The sequence below is a fragment of the Ponticaulis profundi genome (genome assembly GCF_042659465.1).
Classification (GTDB): Bacteria; Pseudomonadota; Alphaproteobacteria; order Caulobacterales; family Hyphomonadaceae; genus Ponticaulis; species Ponticaulis profundi.
This window is the reverse complement of sequence record NZ_JBHSSW010000009.1, coordinates 107,759-127,129: the sequence shown is the minus strand read 5'-3', so window position 1 is coordinate 127,129 and position 19,371 is coordinate 107,759. Positions and strand designations below refer to the sequence as shown.

The window sequence follows — 19,371 nt, the reverse complement described above, 5'->3', positions numbered from 1 at the left end:
TTTATTCCGGATCCGGCGTGATGACGGTTTTACGGGGCGGCGCCATGCGTTCGCCCCGGACAGCACCGATGACGGACAGGATCACCCACACAACATTCAGGACAAAGCTCGGCCAGTTGTCTGCCATGGCATAGGCCGGCAGCAGCATGACGCCTGATATTGCGTTGACCCAGAGATAGCTGATCCGCGAGATATTCCGGATGGCCATCAGGAAGTATGACCCGCAATAGATGATTGTGCCGTTCCAGCCGATCACATCAATAATCAATGGACCCGTCGGGCCAAGCGCAAGGATTCCTGCAATCGATGCGACGGCCAGCAAGCCGCAAATGCCCCAGAGCCAGGGAATGGGCATGCGGAAGTGAAACCGGGTGAACAGGTGAAAAAGAGCGGCGAGGCTTACAATGGCCCAATACGCGTTGACGGCGACCGCCTGATAGGACTCCATCCCGACCGACGCGCCTGTCAGCAGAATACCTGCCAGAATATTCAACACAAAGAAGGGTGTACGCTTATAATTCGGGTTCAGTGAAATATAGCCCTGCGCAATCAGATACAGGGTCGTGGCAAGCCAGCCGATGGAATACGCAATCATTCCGCCAGTGATATATGCATTGTCTTCACATACAACTCCCGACCGACCTCTGGTTCGTCCAGAGTCAGCACTTTCGTCTCTTCCGTCATGGTCCGGAACAACCGCTCATCTGTATTCGATGGATTTGCTATGGCTGGGCTCCATTCCAGCACAAGCACGCGCGTACCGGGCGGCAAAGCGTAATAGACGTTTCGACCGCCTCGGCAGCTCGGTCCTTCACCGTCAATGCACTGGCGTCCGGTGATAACCGGAAAACCCTCTGACTTAACGAGCTGGGCAGGCGGTGCAATTTCCGGATCGAAGCCAGCCTCGGAAAACTGCCAGACATCGACGACATCATGCGCGATAAGGCGGTCAAAGCTTTTGTTGAAGGCTGCAATGAACGCTTCGCCTTCTTTTCCCTTCCCGGTGATCAGATGCAGATCATAGGTTTCGGAAATGCCATCAAGCGGTTGGATCAGGTTTTCCTGAAACGGGAAGACGGATTGCATGGTGGCCGCTTTTAGCGCGACCGGAATGGGCAGAAGCTGGATATCATCGGTCAGCAAAGCTTTCAGCGCAGCAGCCTCTGATCGGAACATCCGGAAGCAGCCACGTGCTGATGATTCCTCGTTCCCGGCTTCTGACGGACAGGCGCCATTCGGTGCCGTCTTGTCGATGGCTTCACGGACCTGGTCGCCATAGAGCGTCTCCTCGACAAGACCGATCCGGAATTGACCGTTTATGTCCTGTTCGGCCATGTCCGGATGGATACGGCGATTGTAGAAAAGCTTTGTGGTGACCGTGGCGAGCGGCTTGGAGAAGAGGAAATTCTCTTTGCGTTCAGCGTTCTGACGCCAGGGAAAACTGGCCGTACGCGCCTTGTTTGCCGAGGCATACTGAGCATAGCCATAGTCTATGTATTTGATGTCGTAAGGTGCCTCCATGTCCTCCAGGACGAGATGCACCAGACGGGATAAAGAGCCTTCTTCTTCATCGGGGGCAGCGACAAAGGGCCGGTAAGTGTCGGTATAAACCGTCCAGCCAGCATCCTGCGCGTAAGCACTGAGCGTTCCTGTGCTGATCAGGCAGCTGGCCAGACCGGCCAGAAGCTTACCTTTCAATTTTCCAGTATGCATAAATACCCGCCAGAATGAGTATGGAGATAACACCGCCTGTCAGCACGTAATCGGTGTCGATGCTCGCGAAGAACCGCAGAATCCAGCTCACCCGATCATCATTGTAATTCAGTGCCGGGTTGGACATGAGATTACGGCTGTAGGAAATAAGAGACAACGCTAGGTCGATCACCGTGAACAGGGCGAGAAAGGCGAGGATCAGGTCTGTCATAACGGCAGATCGTTCTGAGCGGTCTGCCGTTATTTCACTGATCTTGTCTGTGCAGGACTCGATCATTTTCTCGCCATTTCGCACAAGTTCGCCAAATTCCCAGGCCTCAAGTATGTCATCCAGCTTGCGCCGACGGGAACGTCTGAGGAAGCTTTTGTTTGTCCGGAACTGGATATGCAGGAATTGCATACGCTCTCGGGCATTGGACAGTTTTGCTTTGGCGCTCCGGATCTCTTTGGAGGAAAACGTTGCTTCGACAATCGCACGCTGGGTCTGGCGGTTCAGTTCATATTGCGCGGCGAAAAAACACTGTGCGAGGCGCACGCATGTCAGATCATCCTCAACGTTCACACGGTCGGTATCGAAGAAGAAGTAATTGACCCAGCTGACGGAGCTGTCGGCTTCTCCGGAAATGATATGTTCGGCGTCTTCGTAATCGACGGTTTCTTTCAGCCAGTTGCGGATAAAGGTCTGCGTTTCCGGATCGCTTCGCAGAGATGGATCAAGAATCACAGCGCGTGACACCCAAGAGATGTTTTCATCCGTCATTCTCGATGGGGCATCACCATCATCGAGATATTCTTTTGGAATGCGCCCGCGCAGGTCATCCAGCAAGTGATTCAGGTCGTCCTCATGGGCCTTCATGCTGGTTTTGAGCAAATCATGCGCTTCATTCTGCAGAAAATCGCAATCGTAATTGCGCGCAATCGTGTAGCTGGCCTGAACCACGCAGATACCATTCGGGTAGAAATGATACACAATCTGCGTTTCATCGGCACCTGGAGCTGGCTTCCAGACGAGAAGCCGCAAGTCATAATCATCCTGTTCCAGGCGATCAAACTCGGTTGTGTTGGCACCATTTTCCCGATTGGGGACCAGAAGCGTGTCCGAATTCCGGGGCAGCTTGTCCAGGATCGCACTGTATTTGTCGCCTTTCGGATCGAGACCCGCCTTCAAAGCGAAACCCGATATCACAGGTGCAATCGTCTGTAGTCTCAACACGGCCCCCATTTGTGCATGCGGGAAAGCTACCGGGTCTTGCGGGCTGAGGGAACCCTCACAGATTTGCCAGTTGGCTGATGAGCAGCTTTTCTATATGTTGCATATACAACATTTGTGGGAGGTAAGTGAATGAGCGGCGCAGTGGACTTCTATTTCGATTTTGTCAGCCCGATGTCCTATATCGGATTGGCCAGGCTTCAGGATGTGCAGGCACGAACAGGATGCAACATCAATTTCCATCCATTCTTCCTTGGCGGGGTGATGAAAGCCGCCGGGGTTCAGCCGCCGCCGACCATTCCGGCAAAGGCTGCCTTCATACAGCGGGACATGGCCCGGCATGCAAAGCGTTTTGCGAAGCCCTTCGTCTTTAATCCAGCCTTCCCCATGAACACACGCAGCCTCCTGATTGCGGCAACAGGTCTGGAGGGCGATGAGCGACTGCCAGCCTTCATCAGCTTTGGATTTTCACTTGTCTGGGAAAAAGCCGTCGATGTTTCCAGGCCTGATCTCTTACAGGCGGCCTGGGTTGATGCGCCAATTGGCTTTGACGCATTTGAAGCGCTTGCGGGTGATGAGGCCCATGCGGCGCGCCTGAAAGCCAACACGCAGAAAGCGGTTGAGCGCGGCGCCTTTGGTGCGCCAACCTTCTTTGTGGGAGATGAAATGTTTTTTGGTCAGGACAGGCTCGATTTTGTCGAAGATGCCCTGACCGCGAAAAACTGGATCTAGAGCAGGCCGGCTTTGACTGCGAGCTGACGATAGCTCGTTTCAGGACGCGGACCATAATGCGAGATCACTTCGGCTGCAGCGATGTGGCCGAGCTTCGCGCAATCGCGCATGCGGCGGTTGCGGGCAAAGCCGTACAGGAAGCCTGCAGCATACTGATCGCCTGCGCCTGTTGCGTCGATGACCTTGCGGACAGGCTCGGCTGGCATGGAGATGATTTCATCCGGCGTGATGACCACCGATCCTTTTTCAGAACGGGTGACCGCGGCGGTCGCGCCATCCTTACGAAGAGATTCAATGGCGGAGTCAAAATCGCTCGTCTCATAAAGCGAGAGAAGTTCCGCCTCGTTCGCGAACAGCAAGTCGACATGACCCCTGATCAAATGGCGAAAACTGGTGCGGTGACGATCAACGCAGAAACTGTCTGAAAGCGTCAGCGCAACGCGGCGATTGGCTTTCTTTGCAATCTGGGAGGCATGAACGAAGGCTTTTTTGGCGGCATCCTTGTCGAAGAGATACCCTTCCAGATAAAGGATTTTTGCGCCGGTTATCATGTCTGCATCGACATCACTTGCTGTGAATTCTGTCGATGCGCCAAGATATGTGCTCATGGAGCGCTCGCCATCTGGCGTCACAGCGATCATGCAGCTTGCTGAACCGGGGCCTTTTTCAAGAGACGGCGTTGGAAAATGGATGCTGACTTTTTCCATGCCTTTTCGGAAGAATTTCCCGAGCGGATCGTTAGCGACTTTGCCGATATAACCGGTCGTACCGCCAAAACTTGCAATGCCTGCAATGGTATTCGCGCCCGAACCACCCGGTATGCGACGGCAGTTATCGCCGAAGGCTTCGGTGAGTTTGTTGGCTTCGTCCTGACTTATCAGCGTCATTCCGCCTTTACGGATACGATGTGTATCCAGAAAGCCTTCCGGAACAGACGCAATCACATCAACAATTGCGTTTCCTACTCCAACGACGTCGTATAAATCCTGCATGCGGGTTTTCTTTAATTGGTGTTGTACAGCAAGCGATCTCAAGAACCGCGATCAACTTAAGCGAGTTAAAACAAGTTTGTTCAAGAAAAAATGAAAATAGCTTACCTGGCCTGCAAATCAACGCTTCCGGACAGTCCGAACCGGCGTGTCGATGCGTTCGAACATGACTTGTCAGTTCAGGCGCTCGGTGAGCCGCTCACTTCTCTTGGACATCAGTTCGTACCCATTGACTGGAATGCGCCAAATGTAAACTGGGCGAGCTTTGATGCCGTGGTGATTGGTACGACCTGGGACTATTGGGATGACCCGCAAAACTTCCTGAAACGACTGCGGGAAATCGAAGCGCTGGGCGTACCGGTTTTCAACTCCGCAGACATCGTCGCCTGGAATCTGAAGAAGACCTATCTCAGAGAACTGGCGGAAAAGGGGGCTGCAACCATCCCGACGCTTTGGCTTTCAAAACCGTCTGCGGCAGACGTTGAGCATGCCTTCGATCATTTTCAGTCTGATCGTCTGGTTGTGAAGCGCCAGGTTGGCGCGGGCGCTCAGGACCAGTTGTTTCTCAAGCGCGGCGATCCGCAGACCGATTATCCCTTTGATGCCATGGTCCAGCCATTCCTGACATCCATTCAGACCGAAGGGGAAATCAGCGTCATCATGATTGATGGTGCGTTTTCTCATGCTGTTCTGAAGCAGGCGACGGGCGGGGATTACCGCATTCAGTCTTCGTATGGCGGAAAAGAATCACGAATCGATGGAACCAGATCCGAATTGCTGCGTTCTAGCCAGATTGAGGCAAAATCAGTCTTGGACCTGCTTGATTTTTCTCCGCTTTACGCCCGTGTAGATCTGGTGCGAGGAGACGATGATCAGCTGAAATTGATGGAGCTTGAGTTGATCGAACCCTACCTTTATCCAGAGCAATCGGATGGGTTGGGCGAGATGTTTGTGCGAGCACTTTTGGGGCGAATGAACTGACTACGACGATGACTACCGGTTCGACGGATCTGAGATCGGACTTGCGAAACCGGACCCGACCCGAACACACGCTCACCGAAGCTGCTTTTTCCAGATTCAACATATCGACGGCTGAGGGGTTTGCCGGATTCCTGCGAGCACATGACTGTGCTCTGAACTGGCTGACTTGCTGTTTTGATAAACGTAATCCCTACGCAGTCGATCTTTCTGCGCTGCGCCAGAAAATCTCTGCGGATTTGCAGGCGCTTGGCTTTTCCCGTTCAAGACACCGACTGATGCTGGACGGGCCTGGCCACCCGGTCGGAGCCAGCTATGTGCTTGCCGGTTCAAATCTTGGAAACCAGTTGCAGCTTGATCAGCTGCGGTCTTCAAATCCTGCGCTCGTCGAGACCGCCTCGGCCTATTTATCCGGCGCCGATCTGAAACCTGTCTGGAAGAGACTGGTTATAGATCTGAAAGCGGGTGTCTGGTCATCAGACAGCTCTGAGATTATTGATGCTGCGAAAAACACGTTCAGTGCGTATCGCGCGGCAGCGAAGTTAGTGGATTAAGTACAAATGGAATTTCAGAGCCCGTCCGATCCGGTTGACCTGACGAATTGCGACCGCGAGCCGATTCACCTGCTCGGTCATGTTCAGAGTTTCGGCTGCCTGATCGCTGTATCATCCGACTGGATCGTGACGTATGCCTCGCAGAATGTCGAAAAATTTCTGGGCTTTAAGGCTGAAGACATTCTCGGCACAGCCTTTGGGAGCTGGGTGAATGACAAAACCATTCATGCGGTCCGCTCCCGACTTCAGCTCCTCACCAGTGATGACTCGGTCGAACGCATTTTCAGCATGGCCATCCTGCGGGACAATGACGCCCATTTCGATATCGCGCTTCACAAGAGCGGCCGGCATATCGTTATGGAATTCGAGCCAAATGATCATGAGGAAAAGCTTGATCGCGGTGGCTTCATCCGTCCGCTGATCGAACGCCTCAAGACCGAGGATTCGATTGTATCGCTGTGTGAGACGGCCGCGCGCCATATCCGTGCGCTGACCGGCTTTGACCGTGTGATGGTCTACAAGTTTCACCCGGATGATACCGGTGAAGTGATTGCGGAAAGTGCCGTCAAAGACATTGGGACGTTTCTCGGTCTTCGTTATCCGGCGACCGATATTCCGAAACAGGCCCGTGAGCTTTACCGCCGCAATACGCTGCGCATCATTTCCGATGTGAATGACAAGGTATCGCCGATCATTCCCGAGCGCCGCAAAGGTGAAATACCACTCGATCTGTCCCTGAGCGGACTGCGTGCGGTCTCGCCTATCCATATTGAATATCTGAAGAATATGGGCGTTGGCGCGTCGCTTTCGATCAGCATTCTGAAAGGTGACAAGCTGTGGGGGCTCTTTGCCTGCCACCATTATTCGCCGCGCGTGCTGAATTATGAGACACGTACAGCGGCCGAACTCTTCGGTCAGATGTTCTCATTCCTGATCGAGCAGCAGGAGTCAGCGGTCGAGCGTGAGGAATCCAGACGCGCACGCAAGCTGCACGACCAGATTATGGGCGAGCTCGCAGAAGGTGCGACGCTGTCTGAGAACTTCGAAATGATCGCATCGGCCCTGAAATCGGTGATTGATTGCGATGGTGTTGCACTGACGATCAACGGAAACTTTCAGGCGACGGGCAGCACGCCGACCAAGGATGAGTTCAATACGCTGATGCGGTATCTGAACCGCCAGGAAACCAGCAAAATCTTCGCAACGGATTCGATCTCCAGCGTACATCAGCCAGCCGAGGACTATGTCTCACGCGCAGCAGGCCTGCTCGCCCTGCCCGTTTCGCGCGTCCCGCGCGACTATATCGTGCTCTTCCGGAAAGAGATCACCAAGGAAGTGAACTGGGCAGGAAATCCGGAAAAGCCGGTGACGATTGGGCCGAACGGTATTCGTCTGACGCCGCGCAAAAGCTTTGAGGCCTGGAAGGAAGTCGTCTCCGGCCATTCCGATTACTGGACAGATGGTGACATTGCCGCCGCTGAATCGCTTCGCGTCACCTTGCTTGAAGTGGTGCTTCGTATGTCTGATGCGGCAAATGTCGAGCGTGAAAAGGCGCAGGAGCGCCAGGAGCTCCTGATCGCTGAGTTGAATCACCGCGTGCGGAACATTCTGAACCTCATTCGTGGTCTGATCTCACAGAGTAAATCCGAGACAGCCGACATTAATGAGTTCACCGAGATTATTGGCGGACGCATTTATGCACTGGCGCGCGCACATGATCAGCTGACCCGCGAAAGCTGGGACTGGTCGCCATTGACGGACCTGATCACCACGGAGATGGAAGCTTATCTTGGTGCGAAGAGCGATCGCGTGCAGCTCAACGGCCCGAATGTGATGCTGAAGCCGGAAGCCTTCACCACCTTGTCTCTGGTCATTCACGAGCTGACGACCAATTCGGCCAAATATGGGTCCTTAAGTGATTCCAATGGCGAAATTCAGATCACGCTTTCACAGGAGCCCGATGGAAGCCTGCGGATTGCGTGGCGCGAGTCAGGTGGGCCCGCCGTGAAAGCGCCGACGCGTAAGGGCTTTGGCACGACCGTGATCGAGCGATCCATCCCTTATGAGCTCAAAGGCAAAGTTGATCTGCATTACAAACTTTCCGGCTTTGAAGCTGACCTCATCATCCCGGAAAGCTGCGTGAAATTCGACTCGTCGAAGTCTGCCAGACAGTCATCAGAGGAATCCGCCAAGCTCGGCAAGTCGCTTCAGGATGATACCGAGTTGCCGGAGCGGGCGCTTGTACTCGATGATAATATGATCATCGCGCTGGACGCAGAAGAGACCCTGCTGCGTTTCGGCACCCGCGAGGTGGAAGTCGTTGCCTCCGTGTCTGAGGCGCTGGATGCGCTGGAGCGGTCGAAATTTGATTTTGCCATTCTCGACATCAATCTCGGTGATGAAACGAGTGATGCTGTCGCGAAAAAAGCGATTGCGATGGGCATGCCGTTTGTCTTTGTGACGGGCTATGGCGAATCGAGCGATCTGCTCGAGCGTTATAATGACCCTGTGATCATCCAGAAGCCGTTCGATTCCGACGCACTGCGCTCTGGCATCCTCAAAGCGGTCGGTAGCCAGACCTGATCAGGTTTTTGGCGCCTTCGGTCCGAGAGACGATTTGGCAGGTTTTGCAGTCGTCTCCGGGTCCGGTGTCTTGTCCTTGAACTTGCACAGATGTTCGATGGCACAGGTCCAGCATTTGGGTTTGCGGGCGACGCAGACATAGCGCCCGTGCAGGATCAGCCAGTGATGTGCCCCTTTGCGATAGGGTTCTGGCGTGACCTTTTCCAGACCTTCTTCGACCTGATCCGGGTTTTTTCCCGGAGCAAGCCCCGTTCGGTTTGAAACGCGGAAAATATGCGTGTCGACGGCGATGGTTGGCTGACCAAAGGCTTCGTTGAGGACGACATTGGCTGTTTTGCGTCCGACGCCTGGCAGTTTGACGAGGTCTTCACGTGTTTGCGGCACCTCCCCGTCAAATTCATCCAGGATCATCTGAGACAGCGCGACGACATTCTTTGCCTTGTTGCGCCACAGGCCAATGGTCTTGATGTGTTCAGCCACGCCCTCTTCGCCCAGTGCCAGCATTTTTTCAGGCGTGTCAGCAATCTGAAAGAGCTTTTTGGTGGCCTTGTTCACGCCAACGTCGGTGGCCTGGGCAGACAGAGCGACAGCGACGACCAGCGTGTAGGGGTTGACGAAATCCAGCTCGGTTTTCGGATCGGGACGTTCCTGGGCGAGGATTTCAAACAGCTCGCCGGCTTTCTCCTTTGAGAAACGTCTTGGGCGCGTCGTTTTTTTCCGGGTCGTGGCCATAGCAATTCCAAATCATCTGTCCCGCTGCTTCTAGCTGGAAAAATTGTCACTAGCCAATCATCTGCATCGGTATAAATTCCGCTGTCATGAGTGACTTCAATCCTGAAAGCCCGGTTTATCTGGATGCAGAGCTGACGCCGAACCAGTCTCTGTCACGGTCTGCCTTTTATGTGGTGATGGCGATTGTGGTGGGCATTAATGTGATGTCGGCCATCAGCTTTCTGGCTGTTGGCGCCTTTCCGATTGTCGGTTTTTTAGGGCTCGACATTCTGGCGGTATGGCTGGCGTTCAAGATGTGTTTTCGCCAGCAAAAGCAGAAAACACGCGTGCGTATCACGGCGGATGTGCTTCGCGTTGATCATGTGAACCCAAAAGGTGAGCGCTCCAATGTTCAGCTTCCGACCGCGTTCGCACGGATTGAGTTGGATGAACCGGTGAAGCCGACCAGCTGGCTGACACTGGCATCGCGCCGGGAGGCCTATGTGATCGGGCGGTTTCTGACCCCGGATGAGCGTCTGGATCTGGCAAAAGCCATGCGGAGCGCGCTTGTTCGTGCCCGCGCGGAACGTCACCCGGTCTGAACCGCAAAAAACGGGTGGCGAGTGGACAAGAGAGGGGTCAAACTCCTTGCATGATGAACGAACTGCCTCACCCTGAACTGAATGAACGCTGTATCGCCTATGACCGTATGGCGCGCGTGCTGGAACATATCGGTGAACAATGGCGCGAGCAGCCGGGGCTGGAAGACATCTCAGCGGCCTTCGGGCTTTCACCCTATCATTTTCAGCGCGAGTTTTCCCGTTGGGCCGGGCTGACACCCAAGCAATATGTCTCTGTACTGGCACATGGCGAAGCTGGTGAGTTGCTGCGTTCGGGTGCGAGTGTGCTGGAAACGAGCTTTGAAGTCGGCCTTTCCGGGCCGTCCCGGCTGCATGATCTGTTTATCGCGCATGAGGCGCTGACCCCCGGAGAGGCCGGGTCCGGCGGAAAAGACGTTCAACTCACCATCGGAAAAGGGCCCACCCCTTTTGGGCCGGGGGTGTTTCTGTTCTGCGATCGCGGGCTTTGCGCGCTTGGCTTCATTGATGAAGGCGAGCAGACCCCGGAAGCAGTGGGCCAGAAAATAGGTCGCGGCGAAGAGGCGGCGTTTTCCGATCTTGCAGGGCGATACCCTTCTGCGCGCATTCGCCGGGATGATCAGGCGGCGGCGGCGTTTGCTGAAAAGGTGTTCGAGCCGGGGGCCAGCGTGCCGCTTGCATTGTTCGGGACACCTTTCAGACGGCAGGTCTGGCGCGCTTTGCTGGACATTCCGTTCGGCGAGACGCGGACATATGGATTTATCGCAGAGCGTGTCGGGAACCCGAAAGCTGCACGCGCAGCGGGTACAGCCATCGGTGCGAACCCGATTTCCTGGTTTATTCCCTGCCATCGGGCCTTGGCGGCGGACGGTCGACTGCATAATTATCACTGGGGCGTGCGAAGAAAGCGCGCCATGTTGTTCCTGGAATCTGCTTTTCGTGGTGAAACGGAACACAGCATCTGAACCAAGTAACCAGAGTGAGTACCTGTATGGGTCCCGTCACCATTGTTCTCGGCCTTTTCGTCATCTGGGCCGCCTTTGTCGTTTTTCAGTTCGTAATGACCCGTCGCGAAGCGCGCGATATGTTTGAGCTGGGCCGTGAGCGCGGAGAGATTGATGCGGGCGAGGCCTATCCGCCGTTTGAGCGCGCTTATCTGCGTTGCAGTGATCTGCGCGTGAATGTGTATCGCTGGCTGGGCGCGTTTGCGGCCGTGATCGCGCTGCCGGTTGCGCTCTGGCTGGTAAATATGGTCTGGAGCGCTGCTTATTATGCTTTTGATCGCCCTGCGGCCCTGACCGAAGGTGAGCTGGTACATTCTTTCGCTCTGGCCATATTCAGTTTCGGAGCTCTGATCTGTGTCGCAGCCATCTTCGCCCATCGCTATCACATGTATCGCCCTGTCCGTTTCGAGGAAGAGTGGATGCATCAGAAAGCCGGGCGTGTGACCAAAGCGGCGCGTATCTGATCGATCCAAGAGGAGTTTGCGACATGCAATTTGAATACCTTCACACCATGATCCGTGTGTCGGACCTGGAAAGCACGCTGAAATTCTTCTCGGAAGGGTTTGGCATGGTGGAAGTCAGCCGCAAGGAAAATGAAGCTGGTCGGTTTACGCTCAGCTTTCTCGCCACGCAGGCAGATATTGACCGTGCCGGCATCACGCCGCCGCTGGAATCACCCTTGCGCGCGGGAATCCCAATGGTTGAACTGACCTGGAACTGGGACCCGGAAACCTATGACGGTGGCCGCAATTTCGGGCATCTGGCCTATATGGTCGATGACATTTACGAAGCGGTTGAACATTTGCAGAGCCTCGGTGTGACGATCAATCGTCCGCCGCGTGACGGCTATATGGCGTTTGTGCGGACACCCGATAATATTTCGATCGAGCTCCTTCAAAAGGGCGGTCCCAAGCCTCCGAAAGAGCCTTGGGCAAGCGCCGAAAACATTGGCACCTGGTAGGAACGATCTCATGGCACTTTTTAATATCATTGGTCTGGATGCACCTGGCTCCGTTGAAAAGCGGATGGAGCATCGTCCGGCGCACCTGGAATGGGCGAAGGCGCAAAAGGACATTGTCCGCATTGCGGGCCCGTTGTTCGCAGAAGATCGCGAAACGCCTGCCGGCTCGCTTTTCGTTGTTGAAGGCGAAAGCGTTGCAGCCGTGCGTGAATGGGCGGCGGGCGACCCTTATGCCAAGGCGGGCGTGTTTGCGTCTGTCGAAATCCGTCCGTTCAAATGGGTCATCGGCAACCCGGACGCCTAGGCCTTTTGGGGTATGGCCAGGAGGTCATACCCCAGGTCATACTCGAAATACTCGCCGACAATGTCCTGATAAAGCGTCAGGGCCTCTCCTGAAAACAGATCTTCGAGCCGGTCAGCGCGCTTTTGCAGCACGTTCTTTTCAGCCGCCGGATCCACCTTTTTGGCCATGGCCTCTTTCGTGCCTTCCTGAATGGCAAGCTCGATCGATTCCGGTTTCAGACCGATCTTCCAGTGATCAGAGATCGCCTGAAGCGATCCGCGTGTGTCTGCTTGCACACCTTCATAATGAATGCGCAGGATTTTCTCCGGATATTTCGCCTGCAGCTCTCCCCAGCGATTCCAGAACCGGGCCAGCCAGTAGAGATCGCAGCGATAGGCTTCGCCTGATGGATCGCCTTTCAGATAGGTCATCCAGTCGGTCTGGAGCTGATAATTCCATTTCGCGAAATGTGAGGCGAGAATCTGCATGGGATGGCGGACCTGAAGCACATAAGGTGGCAGGTTGAACGCATTCTGCAGGAGCTGCACATCCATCAGACGGTGCGGAATGGTATGCGCGAAGGCAAGCTTTGGCAGCGCCTCATGCGGCGAGGTGTGTTTCGGACTGCCGATATAGTCCTGCGTGGCCGCTTCGGAGAAGTATTTCGGCGGCGGCACACAATATGTGTCTGCGAGCGCAACGCTCAGCATGTATTTGATCCAGTGCGTGCCGGAATTCTTGGAGGTCACGAGACAACCCTGCAGGCGTCCATGGCGAAGGACCGAGCCGTTTAGCCAATTGTCCTTGCGGACGCGGGATCTGTAAGCATCATCCATGACGTGAAACTCTGGGTTTGGATTTGGTCAGCGCCCGTCCGGCTAAACGCAAATGGCGCAGCTGTCGAGCCTGACAAAGTGCAAGATCACCCCAATCAGGCCACAACGCCTGCGACGCGTCGATAAACCTGCAAGACTGCCAGCTGTTCGCTCGTCGGCATGCCATCCGCCTCGGAGACCTCGACCAGCATGCCATCCAGTTCGACGACATCTTTTTCGCTGACCTGCTCAGTAACCAGCCGCGTGAGACGTCGCTGCATGCTCTCCTTGCCAGCCTCGATCTGGCTGACCCAGCTGGCCTGCACCAGGATTTCCTCTGAATCCTCAGGCGAGAAGTCAAACTGCGACTGGATGATGGAGAGGATGGTGTCTTTCTGCTGCCGGCTCATTTCGCCGGAGGCCCGGACGATTTCGAGCATCAGGATGACAGCCGCTTCGCGTGCGTCGGTGACGAGCTGCGAGCCGCGCTTGCCGGTTTTGCGTCGGAAGGCCAGCTTTCGCGGCAGGTTTGCAGCTGTTTGCGCCATATCAGCGACTTTCGCACCTGCCTGTGATGCGGCCTGCAGCCGCCAGATCAGTCCGCCAATGAATGCGATCGCGCCCAGAACGATCATGAGAATGTGCATCAGATGTTTCCCCCAGAGAGAAAGGCGCGATTGATCAGTTTCCTCGTCGCGTTGCCTTGTTCAGATCATCCTGCGCGCGCGCGATCGCCTCGCGTATGCCAGCCTGCCAGGCATCGGCTGTGCCGGCTGTTTGCGCTGCCTGCGGAAAATTCACAGATCTTGATGCATTTACGACGCCGCCTTCCAGCGTGCCATCTTTGCCGGGAAGAAAGCCTGATACAGCCTGATCTGCGCCCGCGCCCTGTGCGCCATAGCCTGGAACCAGAAAGACGTTTTTCGGTGCAGCTTCACGGATCTGGCGCGCTTCTGACGGTGCGGTCGCACCAATCACCATCATGAGCCCGGACCAGTCTTCCTTTTGGCCCATCAAAAGCTCGGTTCGATCATGCAGGCTTTTGGCGAGACGCATATAGAGCGGTTCGCCATCGATTTCCTTCTCCTGAAAATCAGATGCTCCGGGATTGGAGGTGCGGGTCAGAACAATAACGCCGCGTCCATTGTCTTTTGCCGTGTTGATGAACGGGTCCAGCGTCTCAAGGCCCATGAAAGGGTTTACCGTGAGCGCGTCATTGGCCACGACAGCGTTTTCACCGAGATAAGCATCGGCATAACCCTGCGCCGTTGAACCGATATCGCCGCGTTTGGCATCGAGCAGGACAATCAGACCTGCATTGTGAGCGGTTTTGCAGACATGTTCGAGCGCGGCCATGCCGGGGCTGCCCCAGGCTTCAAAGAAAGCGGCCTGTGGTTTGATGCAGGCAACCTGAGAGGCGGCAGCTTCGATAATGCCATCAGCCCAGACGGCAATAGCACCTGCACTCGGCTTGCCAAACAGCTCCGGGAACATGCTGGGATGAGGGTCAATGCCCACGCAAAGCGGGCCGAACGTCCGAACACGCTCCATCAGCCGATCTGCAAAACAGGTTGTCACGCTCACTGTCTCTCTCTGCAGACAACCGGAATGATTGTCAGGTTTCGACGTAATCGGTCTGCCTCTGCGCCATAATTGTCAAGCGTGATCGCTCTTTTTGTCCCGTCCTCGGGCTGGAACTGCGTGAGGGATGTGAGGAAGGTTTCAACAGACGCAGGCGCTGTTGTGTAGATGCGACCGCGCCGTGGGCTCTCCGCAACCGTGACACCGATCACCTCGCCTTCGACATTGTAGACAGGTCCGCCGCTGATACCGCCCAGCGTACCAATCAGGCCACGGGTCCGACCGGATTCGGCCCATGCGAGCACCGGTTCGGATGTGCTGTAACGTCCGCGTGTTGTCAGGCGCGACCGGGAAAGCAGACGGCTCGTGACTTCACCGGGCTGACCTTGCGGATATCCAAAATGAAATCCGTACTGACCAACATGCAGATCGGTTTCCAGATCAAATTCAATGCTGTCCGGTCCGCCATCGGTGCGCAGAAGCGCCAGATCACCCTGAGCGAAAACCTGATAATCCCGCACCGGAACGACGCTGCGATTGCCAACGGCGAGCGCAAGATTGGTGCAGCCATCGACGACATGGCGTGCGGTCAGCCAGTATCCGGTCGTCCCAAGAGAAAAGGCGGTGCCGGTGCTGGCTGTGGTCGATGGATCTACCTCGACCATCACTTCCTGATCGAACACGGAAGGGGGCGGCAATATCGAACCCTGGCCCTCAATATCGACTGGTGGGGCTGGCGGCGCATCGGTATTCGTCGACCGGGAGAAAACCCCGTATAAAACAGCCGCGAGAACAACCAGATATATGAGCCAGTCAGGGATCTTCACCGGACCATCCTAAGGCAGTGGAACCGGCGCGGTGGCAGGCCAGAGCGCTGCACCGATGATCAGGGCCGAAGAGATTTTGACGGCAATCAGCAAAATCGCGGCGCCGGCTTCATCGTTCTCAATGCGTTTCGGCAGATCCTTGAGCAGCAGATCAACACCTCGAAAGGCGAGAAGCTGGATAAGCAAGGCGACGACACCCCAGATGATCTGTTCAAATACGGAAATGCTGAAGGCCAGAGCCGATGCCATGGGAATGGCGAGACCGATAATGACGCCCGCGAGCGCCAGACCGGCTGACGCATTTCCCTGCCGGAGCAATTCCAGTTCCTTCATCGGGGTCAACAGCACATAAACCACGCAGGAACCGGTTAAAAGTAGACCCGCGACTATTGTACTGATCAGAAAATTGTCGAACCCATGCGAGAAAGAATCGATTGCCGCTTCCATGGCCTACCTCTTGTCTGTTTTTAAGGCGTAATAGACGGTCATGTTCTGCGTCAAGCTGGTTCAACCCAAGCATCGCTTTCTGGAGTAAATTGATATGCTGAAACACAAAACTGCACTCGTTACCGGTTCAACGAGCGGGATTGGCAAAGCCATCGCGACACAGCTGGCTGCGGACGGTGCCAATATTGTGTTGAACGGCTTTGGTGATGCTGACGAAATCGAGGCGTTTCGTGCTTCGCTTGAAAAGGACCATGGTGTCAAAGCCGTCTATCACGGAACAGACCTGACGGACGCCGCCGCGATTGAAGACATGATGGCGAGCATAAAGTCAGAGCTTGGTAGTGTTGATGTGCTGGTCAACAATGCGGGCGTCCAGCATGTCTCTCCGGTCGAGGACTTTCCGGTCGCAAAATGGGATCTGATCATTGCGCTGAACCTGTCTTCCAGCTTTCACACCATTCGTCTGGCCATGCCGGAGATGAAGGAAAAAGGCTGGGGCCGGATCATCAACGTGGCGTCAGCGCATGCGCTGGTCGCGTCGCCTTACAAGTCGGCCTATGTGGCCGCCAAGCACGGCATTGCCGGTCTGACAAAGACCATCGCACTTGAAGGCGCGCAGCATGGCGTTCGCTGCAATGCGATTTGTCCGGGTTATGTCTACACACCGCTGGTCGAAGGTCAGATCGCAGATACGGCCAAAACGCGCGGCATTTCAGAGGAAGAGGTCAAGAAAGACGTCCTTCTGGCAGCTCAGCCAACGAAAGAGTTTGTCACCGTAGAGCAGGTTGCAAGCTTTGCGAGCTTCCTTTGCAGCGACGGGGCTTCTCAGGTGAACGGGTCCATTCTTTCGATGGATGGCGGCTGGGTTGCCCAATAGTCTGCCAGACCACCAACTGGATAAAGAAAAGCCACGGGTCGCGCCGTGGCTTTTTCGTATCAGATACGCTGGAATTCGAGCCAGACCGGGGCACAATCACCCAGCCCCTTGAGCTGATAGCGCGTTGCTTCATGATCTTCGGGTTGTTTGCGCCAGTCATCGGCTTTTTCAGCCTGCCATTCGAAGGCGCCGTGCTGCAAAATTCGCCAGAGGGCTTCATCTGCATAGCTTGCCACATCGGTGGCAAAACGTAGCGGTGCACCAGGTGCCATGACGCGGGCGAGATCATCCAGAAAGTCCGGCTGAATCAATCGACGTTTTTGCTGACGACGTTTTGGCCATGGGTCTGGAAACAGGATGAAGCAGCGTTTGATCAGCCCTGCTTCCATACGGGGGAGGATCAGCCGCACATCGTCCGGAAACAGGCGAACATTTTCCAGCTTGTGATCATCTATGCCGCCAAGCGCCTTGGCGACACCGTCAATGAACGGCTCAGCGCCAATAAGGCCGATGTCCGGATATTGCCGGGCGCGACGAATGAGATGTTCGCCGCCACCGAACCCGATCTCCAGCCATACGTCTTTCGCCGCCTCATCAAAGAGGCTGCTCGACGTGATCGGCGCGTCAGACTCGCGTTCAATGGAAATACGCGGCAACAGATCATCGACAAGCGTCTGTTGCCGCCTGGAAAGCGGACGACCGTCACGCCGACCAAATGTCCGGATGTTCCGGAGATGAATTTTGTCTTCGGTCATGACGGCAGTCAGAGTTTAGCTGAAATGGTTCTTCAGGATTTCGACCAGATCGGTTTTTTCCCAGCTGAAACCGCCATCGGCCTCGGCTGCGCGGCCGAAGTGACCATAAGCAGCTGTGCGGGCAAAGATTGGCTGGTTGAGCTTCAGATGGGTACGAATGCCTTTTGGTGACAGATCCATCACTTCATGCAGCACGGATTCGATCTTGGCTTCGTCAACCTGTCCTGTGCCTTGTGTGTCGACATAGATCGACAGAGGCTTGGCAACACCAATCGCATAGGAAACCTGAATGATGCAGCGTTTCGCAAGACCGGCAGCGACCACGTTCTTTGCCAGATAGCGGCAGGCATACGCGGCGGACCGGTCAACTTTTGTCGGGTCCTTACCGGAGAACGCGCCGCCGCCATGCGGGGCTGCGCCGCCATAGGTGTCGACGATGATCTTCCGGCCTGTCAGGCCAGCGTCGCCGTCAGGACCGCCAATGACGAAACGACCCGTCGGATTGACGTAGAAGTCTTCATCCTTCGGGAGCCAGCCTTCAGGCAGAATGGATTCGACGACCGGCTTGACGATGTCACGCACTTCGCCAACGGACACGCGGTCAGAATGCTGTGTTGAGACAACCACGCAATTGGACCCGACCGGTACACCGTTTTCAAACTGAAGTGAGACCTGGCTCTTCGCGTCTGGCTGCAGATCAGGCTGTTCGCCGGTTTTGCGCAGACGAGCGAGCTCTTTCAGGATCTCGTTGGAATAATAGATGGTCGCTGGCATCAGCTCTGGCGTTTCATCAACGGCATAGCCGAACATGATGCCCTGGTCGCCTGCGCCTTCTTCGGCATAGGTGCCTGTGCCCTCGTCAACGCCCTGAGCGATCTCGGCAGATTGTTCGTGCAGGAGGTTGGTGATTTTCACGTTTTCCCAGTGAAAACCCTTTTGCTCATAGCCAATGTCACGAATGGCAGAGCGAACGACGTCCTCGATTTCCTGATCGCTGACTTCGTCCTTGCAACGAAATTCACCGGCCAGAACGACGCGGTTCGTGGTCGCGAGTGTTTCGCATGCAACCCGGGCAACAGGATCGCGCGAAAGGAACAGGTCCAAAATGCTGTCTGAGATGCGGTCGCACACCTTATCCGGGTGGCCTTCAGAAACACTTTCACTGGTGAATGTGTAGGATGAACGGATCAATCAAGGAACTCCTGTCACGGAAAAATAAGAAAACGCTCCTCTGGTTATGGAACCGAAAGGAGCGTTTGCAAGGGAAATAACAGAATTTCTTCGGGATGTTAAGCGTCAGAAGTGTCGCTATCGTCGCGGAAGGTCGCGTTACGGCTGAAAGACTCAGCAGCCGCTTTCACCGCATCCAGAAGGGATTTGCGAAGGCGCGGATCCGGAATGCTCTGATAAGCTGTGACGAGATCGATCGCGTTTGCGTCAATCATGCCAGCCAGATCAGAACTTGCGTCATCTTCGGCGACGCCCAGTGCAGCAAGGTCACCGACCTCTTCCACACCCTGGTAGAAATAGCCGATGCCAACGTCCAGAACTTTTGCGACGTCAAACAGACGACCAGCGGAAATCCGGTTCACGCCTTTTTCGTATTTCTGAACCTGCTGAAACGTCAGGCCAAGCATTTCGCCAAGTTTTTCCTGACTGAGTTTCAGTTCTCGACGGCGCCAACGAATGCGGCGGCCAACATGTTTATCGATCAGGTTCGGGAGTTTATTTTCGGACATTGATATAACCTAC

At 55.3% G+C, this 19,371-nt stretch carries 23 protein-coding genes; 10 read left to right on the top strand and 13 right to left on the bottom strand.

The window, feature by feature from the left end; all coding sequences use genetic code 11:
- Position 1: 1 nt before the first annotated feature.
- Genes ACFQDM_RS08115 through ACFQDM_RS08105 form a run of 3 tightly spaced genes read right to left on the bottom strand, consistent with a single transcriptional unit; the run spans position 2 to position 2,926 of the window.
- The gene (locus ACFQDM_RS08115) at positions 2-595 is read right to left on the bottom strand and encodes a CBU_0592 family membrane protein (protein ID WP_377377829.1); all 594 of its coding nucleotides are present in this window, start codon (positions 593-595) and stop codon (positions 2-4) included.
- Positions 592-1,713 carry a hypothetical protein gene (locus ACFQDM_RS08110; RefSeq protein ID WP_377377827.1) on the bottom strand — a complete coding sequence of 374 codons (1,122 nt, stop codon included), beginning with the start codon at positions 1,711-1,713 and terminating at the stop codon, positions 592-594. The genes ACFQDM_RS08115 and ACFQDM_RS08110 overlap by 4 nt, the downstream gene beginning before the upstream one ends.
- Positions 1,688-2,926, bottom strand: a complete 1,239-nt coding sequence (locus ACFQDM_RS08105) for a hypothetical protein (RefSeq protein ID WP_377377824.1) — start codon at positions 2,924-2,926, stop codon at positions 1,688-1,690. Before ACFQDM_RS08105 ends, ACFQDM_RS08110 begins: the two co-directional genes overlap by 26 nt.
- Before the next feature lie 129 nt (positions 2,927-3,055).
- On the opposite strand from ACFQDM_RS08105, the gene ACFQDM_RS08100 reads away from it, so the two are divergent.
- On the top strand, positions 3,056-3,655 hold the full coding sequence (locus ACFQDM_RS08100) for a 2-hydroxychromene-2-carboxylate isomerase (protein ID WP_377377821.1): 600 nt from the start codon (positions 3,056-3,058) through the stop codon (positions 3,653-3,655).
- Here the strand turns inward: ACFQDM_RS08100 and ACFQDM_RS08095 are convergent.
- The gene (locus ACFQDM_RS08095; RefSeq protein ID WP_377377818.1) at positions 3,652-4,647 is read right to left on the bottom strand and encodes an adenosine kinase; all 996 of its coding nucleotides are present in this window, start codon (positions 4,645-4,647) and stop codon (positions 3,652-3,654) included. The two genes, ACFQDM_RS08100 and ACFQDM_RS08095, sit on opposite strands and share 4 nt — an antisense overlap.
- Before the next feature lie 90 nt (positions 4,648-4,737).
- Between ACFQDM_RS08095 and ACFQDM_RS08090 the strand changes: the two genes are divergently transcribed.
- Genes ACFQDM_RS08090 through ACFQDM_RS08080 form a run of 3 tightly spaced genes read left to right on the top strand, consistent with a single transcriptional unit; the run spans position 4,738 to position 8,759 of the window.
- Positions 4,738-5,625: an ATP-grasp domain-containing protein gene (locus ACFQDM_RS08090; RefSeq protein ID WP_377377815.1), complete on the top strand. Its 888-nt coding sequence runs from the start codon at positions 4,738-4,740 to the stop codon at positions 5,623-5,625.
- An 8-nt stretch (positions 5,626-5,633) separates the two neighbouring features.
- Entirely contained in the window at positions 5,634-6,176 is a 543-nt protein-coding gene (locus ACFQDM_RS08085) for a biliverdin-producing heme oxygenase (RefSeq protein ID WP_377377812.1), read from the top strand.
- A gap of 6 nt (positions 6,177-6,182) precedes the next feature.
- Positions 6,183-8,759: an HWE histidine kinase domain-containing protein gene (locus tag ACFQDM_RS08080; RefSeq protein ID WP_377377809.1), complete on the top strand. Its 2,577-nt coding sequence runs from the start codon at positions 6,183-6,185 to the stop codon at positions 8,757-8,759.
- Here the strand turns inward: ACFQDM_RS08080 and nth are convergent, their stop codons facing one another.
- A complete protein-coding gene (nth, locus tag ACFQDM_RS08075) occupies positions 8,760-9,491 on the bottom strand; it encodes an endonuclease III (RefSeq protein ID WP_377377806.1) in 732 nt (243 codons plus the stop codon).
- An 86-nt stretch (positions 9,492-9,577) separates the two neighbouring features.
- Here nth and ACFQDM_RS08070 point away from each other — a divergent pair, with 86 nt between their 5' ends.
- The 5 genes from ACFQDM_RS08070 to ACFQDM_RS08050 are packed head-to-tail and all read left to right on the top strand — an operon-like array spanning position 9,578 to position 12,338.
- Positions 9,578-10,072, top strand: a complete 495-nt coding sequence (locus ACFQDM_RS08070; protein WP_377377803.1) for a DUF2244 domain-containing protein — start codon at positions 9,578-9,580, stop codon at positions 10,070-10,072.
- 50 nt (positions 10,073-10,122) lie between these two features.
- Complete coding sequence (locus ACFQDM_RS08065) at positions 10,123-11,034, top strand: methylated-DNA--[protein]-cysteine S-methyltransferase (RefSeq protein WP_377377801.1); 912 nt, start codon at positions 10,123-10,125, stop codon at positions 11,032-11,034.
- A 14-nt stretch (positions 11,035-11,048) separates the two neighbouring features.
- Positions 11,049-11,537: a hypothetical protein gene (locus ACFQDM_RS08060; protein ID WP_377377798.1), complete on the top strand. Its 489-nt coding sequence runs from the start codon at positions 11,049-11,051 to the stop codon at positions 11,535-11,537.
- 23 nt (positions 11,538-11,560) lie between these two features.
- Positions 11,561-12,034 carry a VOC family protein gene (locus tag ACFQDM_RS08055; protein ID WP_377377796.1) on the top strand — a complete coding sequence of 158 codons (474 nt, stop codon included), beginning with the start codon at positions 11,561-11,563 and terminating at the stop codon, positions 12,032-12,034.
- Positions 12,035-12,044: 10 nt separating this feature from the next.
- Positions 12,045-12,338, top strand: coding sequence for a YciI family protein (locus tag ACFQDM_RS08050; RefSeq protein WP_377377794.1), 294 nt, complete (start codon positions 12,045-12,047; stop codon positions 12,336-12,338).
- On the opposite strand, the gene ACFQDM_RS08045 is transcribed toward ACFQDM_RS08050, so the two are convergent.
- From ACFQDM_RS08045 to ACFQDM_RS08025, 5 genes are all read right to left on the bottom strand, one after another.
- Positions 12,335-13,153 (bottom strand): sulfotransferase domain-containing protein, encoded by an 819-nt coding sequence (locus ACFQDM_RS08045; RefSeq protein ID WP_377377791.1) that lies wholly within the window; start codon positions 13,151-13,153, stop codon positions 12,335-12,337. The two genes, ACFQDM_RS08050 and ACFQDM_RS08045, sit on opposite strands and share 4 nt — an antisense overlap.
- Positions 13,154-13,248: 95 nt before the next feature.
- Positions 13,249-13,779 carry a TerB family tellurite resistance protein gene (locus ACFQDM_RS08040; protein WP_377377789.1) on the bottom strand — a complete coding sequence of 177 codons (531 nt, stop codon included), beginning with the start codon at positions 13,777-13,779 and terminating at the stop codon, positions 13,249-13,251.
- Positions 13,780-13,813: 34 nt separating this feature from the next.
- Positions 13,814-14,716: an orotidine-5'-phosphate decarboxylase gene (pyrF, locus tag ACFQDM_RS08035; RefSeq protein ID WP_377377786.1), complete on the bottom strand. Its 903-nt coding sequence runs from the start codon at positions 14,714-14,716 to the stop codon at positions 13,814-13,816.
- Positions 14,713-15,540: a S1 family peptidase gene (locus tag ACFQDM_RS08030; protein WP_377377784.1), complete on the bottom strand. Its 828-nt coding sequence runs from the start codon at positions 15,538-15,540 to the stop codon at positions 14,713-14,715. Before ACFQDM_RS08030 ends, pyrF begins: the two co-directional genes overlap by 4 nt.
- A gap of 9 nt (positions 15,541-15,549) precedes the next feature.
- Positions 15,550-15,987 (bottom strand): DUF350 domain-containing protein, encoded by a 438-nt coding sequence (locus tag ACFQDM_RS08025; protein WP_377377781.1) that lies wholly within the window; start codon positions 15,985-15,987, stop codon positions 15,550-15,552.
- 94 nt (positions 15,988-16,081) lie between these two features.
- On the opposite strand from ACFQDM_RS08025, the gene ACFQDM_RS08020 reads away from it, so the two are divergent.
- Positions 16,082-16,864 carry a 3-hydroxybutyrate dehydrogenase gene (locus ACFQDM_RS08020; protein WP_377377778.1) on the top strand — a complete coding sequence of 261 codons (783 nt, stop codon included), beginning with the start codon at positions 16,082-16,084 and terminating at the stop codon, positions 16,862-16,864.
- A 59-nt stretch (positions 16,865-16,923) separates the two neighbouring features.
- Here the strand turns inward: ACFQDM_RS08020 and trmB are convergent, their stop codons facing one another.
- The 3 genes from trmB to ACFQDM_RS08005 form a co-directional block, all read right to left on the bottom strand.
- Positions 16,924-17,619 carry a tRNA (guanosine(46)-N7)-methyltransferase TrmB gene (trmB, locus tag ACFQDM_RS08015; RefSeq protein ID WP_377377775.1) on the bottom strand — a complete coding sequence of 232 codons (696 nt, stop codon included), beginning with the start codon at positions 17,617-17,619 and terminating at the stop codon, positions 16,924-16,926.
- 15 nt (positions 17,620-17,634) lie between these two features.
- On the bottom strand, positions 17,635-18,810 hold the full coding sequence (gene metK, locus ACFQDM_RS08010; protein ID WP_377377773.1) for a methionine adenosyltransferase: 1,176 nt from the start codon (positions 18,808-18,810) through the stop codon (positions 17,635-17,637).
- A gap of 98 nt (positions 18,811-18,908) precedes the next feature.
- Positions 18,909-19,358: a helix-turn-helix domain-containing protein gene (locus ACFQDM_RS08005; RefSeq protein ID WP_377377770.1), complete on the bottom strand. Its 450-nt coding sequence runs from the start codon at positions 19,356-19,358 to the stop codon at positions 18,909-18,911.
- Between the last annotated feature and the right edge of the window lie 13 nt (positions 19,359-19,371).

Excerpts from the sequence above, each read along its gene's own strand:
- ACFQDM_RS08020 (WP_377377778.1), top strand. The coding sequence starts at position 16,082 with ATGCTGAAACACAAAACTGCACTCGTTACCGGTTCAACGAGCGGGATT.
- ACFQDM_RS08095 (WP_377377818.1), bottom strand. The coding sequence starts at position 4,647 with ATGCAGGATTTATACGACGTCGTTGGAGTAGGAAACGCAATTGTTGAT.
- ACFQDM_RS08110 (WP_377377827.1), bottom strand. The coding sequence starts at position 1,713 with ATGCATACTGGAAAATTGAAAGGTAAGCTTCTGGCCGGTCTGGCCAGC.
- ACFQDM_RS08080 (WP_377377809.1), top strand. The coding sequence starts at position 6,183 with ATGGAATTTCAGAGCCCGTCCGATCCGGTTGACCTGACGAATTGCGAC.
- ACFQDM_RS08045 (WP_377377791.1), bottom strand. The coding sequence starts at position 13,153 with ATGGATGATGCTTACAGATCCCGCGTCCGCAAGGACAATTGGCTAAAC.
- ACFQDM_RS08040 (WP_377377789.1), bottom strand. The coding sequence starts at position 13,779 with ATGCACATTCTCATGATCGTTCTGGGCGCGATCGCATTCATTGGCGGA.
- ACFQDM_RS08100 (WP_377377821.1), top strand. The coding sequence starts at position 3,056 with ATGAGCGGCGCAGTGGACTTCTATTTCGATTTTGTCAGCCCGATGTCC.
- ACFQDM_RS08050 (WP_377377794.1), top strand. The coding sequence starts at position 12,045 with ATGGCACTTTTTAATATCATTGGTCTGGATGCACCTGGCTCCGTTGAA.
- ACFQDM_RS08025 (WP_377377781.1), bottom strand. The coding sequence starts at position 15,987 with ATGGAAGCGGCAATCGATTCTTTCTCGCATGGGTTCGACAATTTTCTG.
- ACFQDM_RS08085 (WP_377377812.1), top strand. The coding sequence starts at position 5,634 with ATGACTACCGGTTCGACGGATCTGAGATCGGACTTGCGAAACCGGACC.
- trmB (WP_377377775.1), bottom strand. The coding sequence starts at position 17,619 with ATGACCGAAGACAAAATTCATCTCCGGAACATCCGGACATTTGGTCGG.
- ACFQDM_RS08065 (WP_377377801.1), top strand. The coding sequence starts at position 10,123 with ATGATGAACGAACTGCCTCACCCTGAACTGAATGAACGCTGTATCGCC.
- ACFQDM_RS08090 (WP_377377815.1), top strand. The coding sequence starts at position 4,738 with ATGAAAATAGCTTACCTGGCCTGCAAATCAACGCTTCCGGACAGTCCG.
- ACFQDM_RS08115 (WP_377377829.1), bottom strand. The coding sequence starts at position 595 with ATGATTGCGTATTCCATCGGCTGGCTTGCCACGACCCTGTATCTGATT.
- ACFQDM_RS08070 (WP_377377803.1), top strand. The coding sequence starts at position 9,578 with ATGAGTGACTTCAATCCTGAAAGCCCGGTTTATCTGGATGCAGAGCTG.
- nth (WP_377377806.1), bottom strand. The coding sequence starts at position 9,491 with ATGGCCACGACCCGGAAAAAAACGACGCGCCCAAGACGTTTCTCAAAG.
- ACFQDM_RS08055 (WP_377377796.1), top strand. The coding sequence starts at position 11,561 with ATGCAATTTGAATACCTTCACACCATGATCCGTGTGTCGGACCTGGAA.
- ACFQDM_RS08005 (WP_377377770.1), bottom strand. The coding sequence starts at position 19,358 with ATGTCCGAAAATAAACTCCCGAACCTGATCGATAAACATGTTGGCCGC.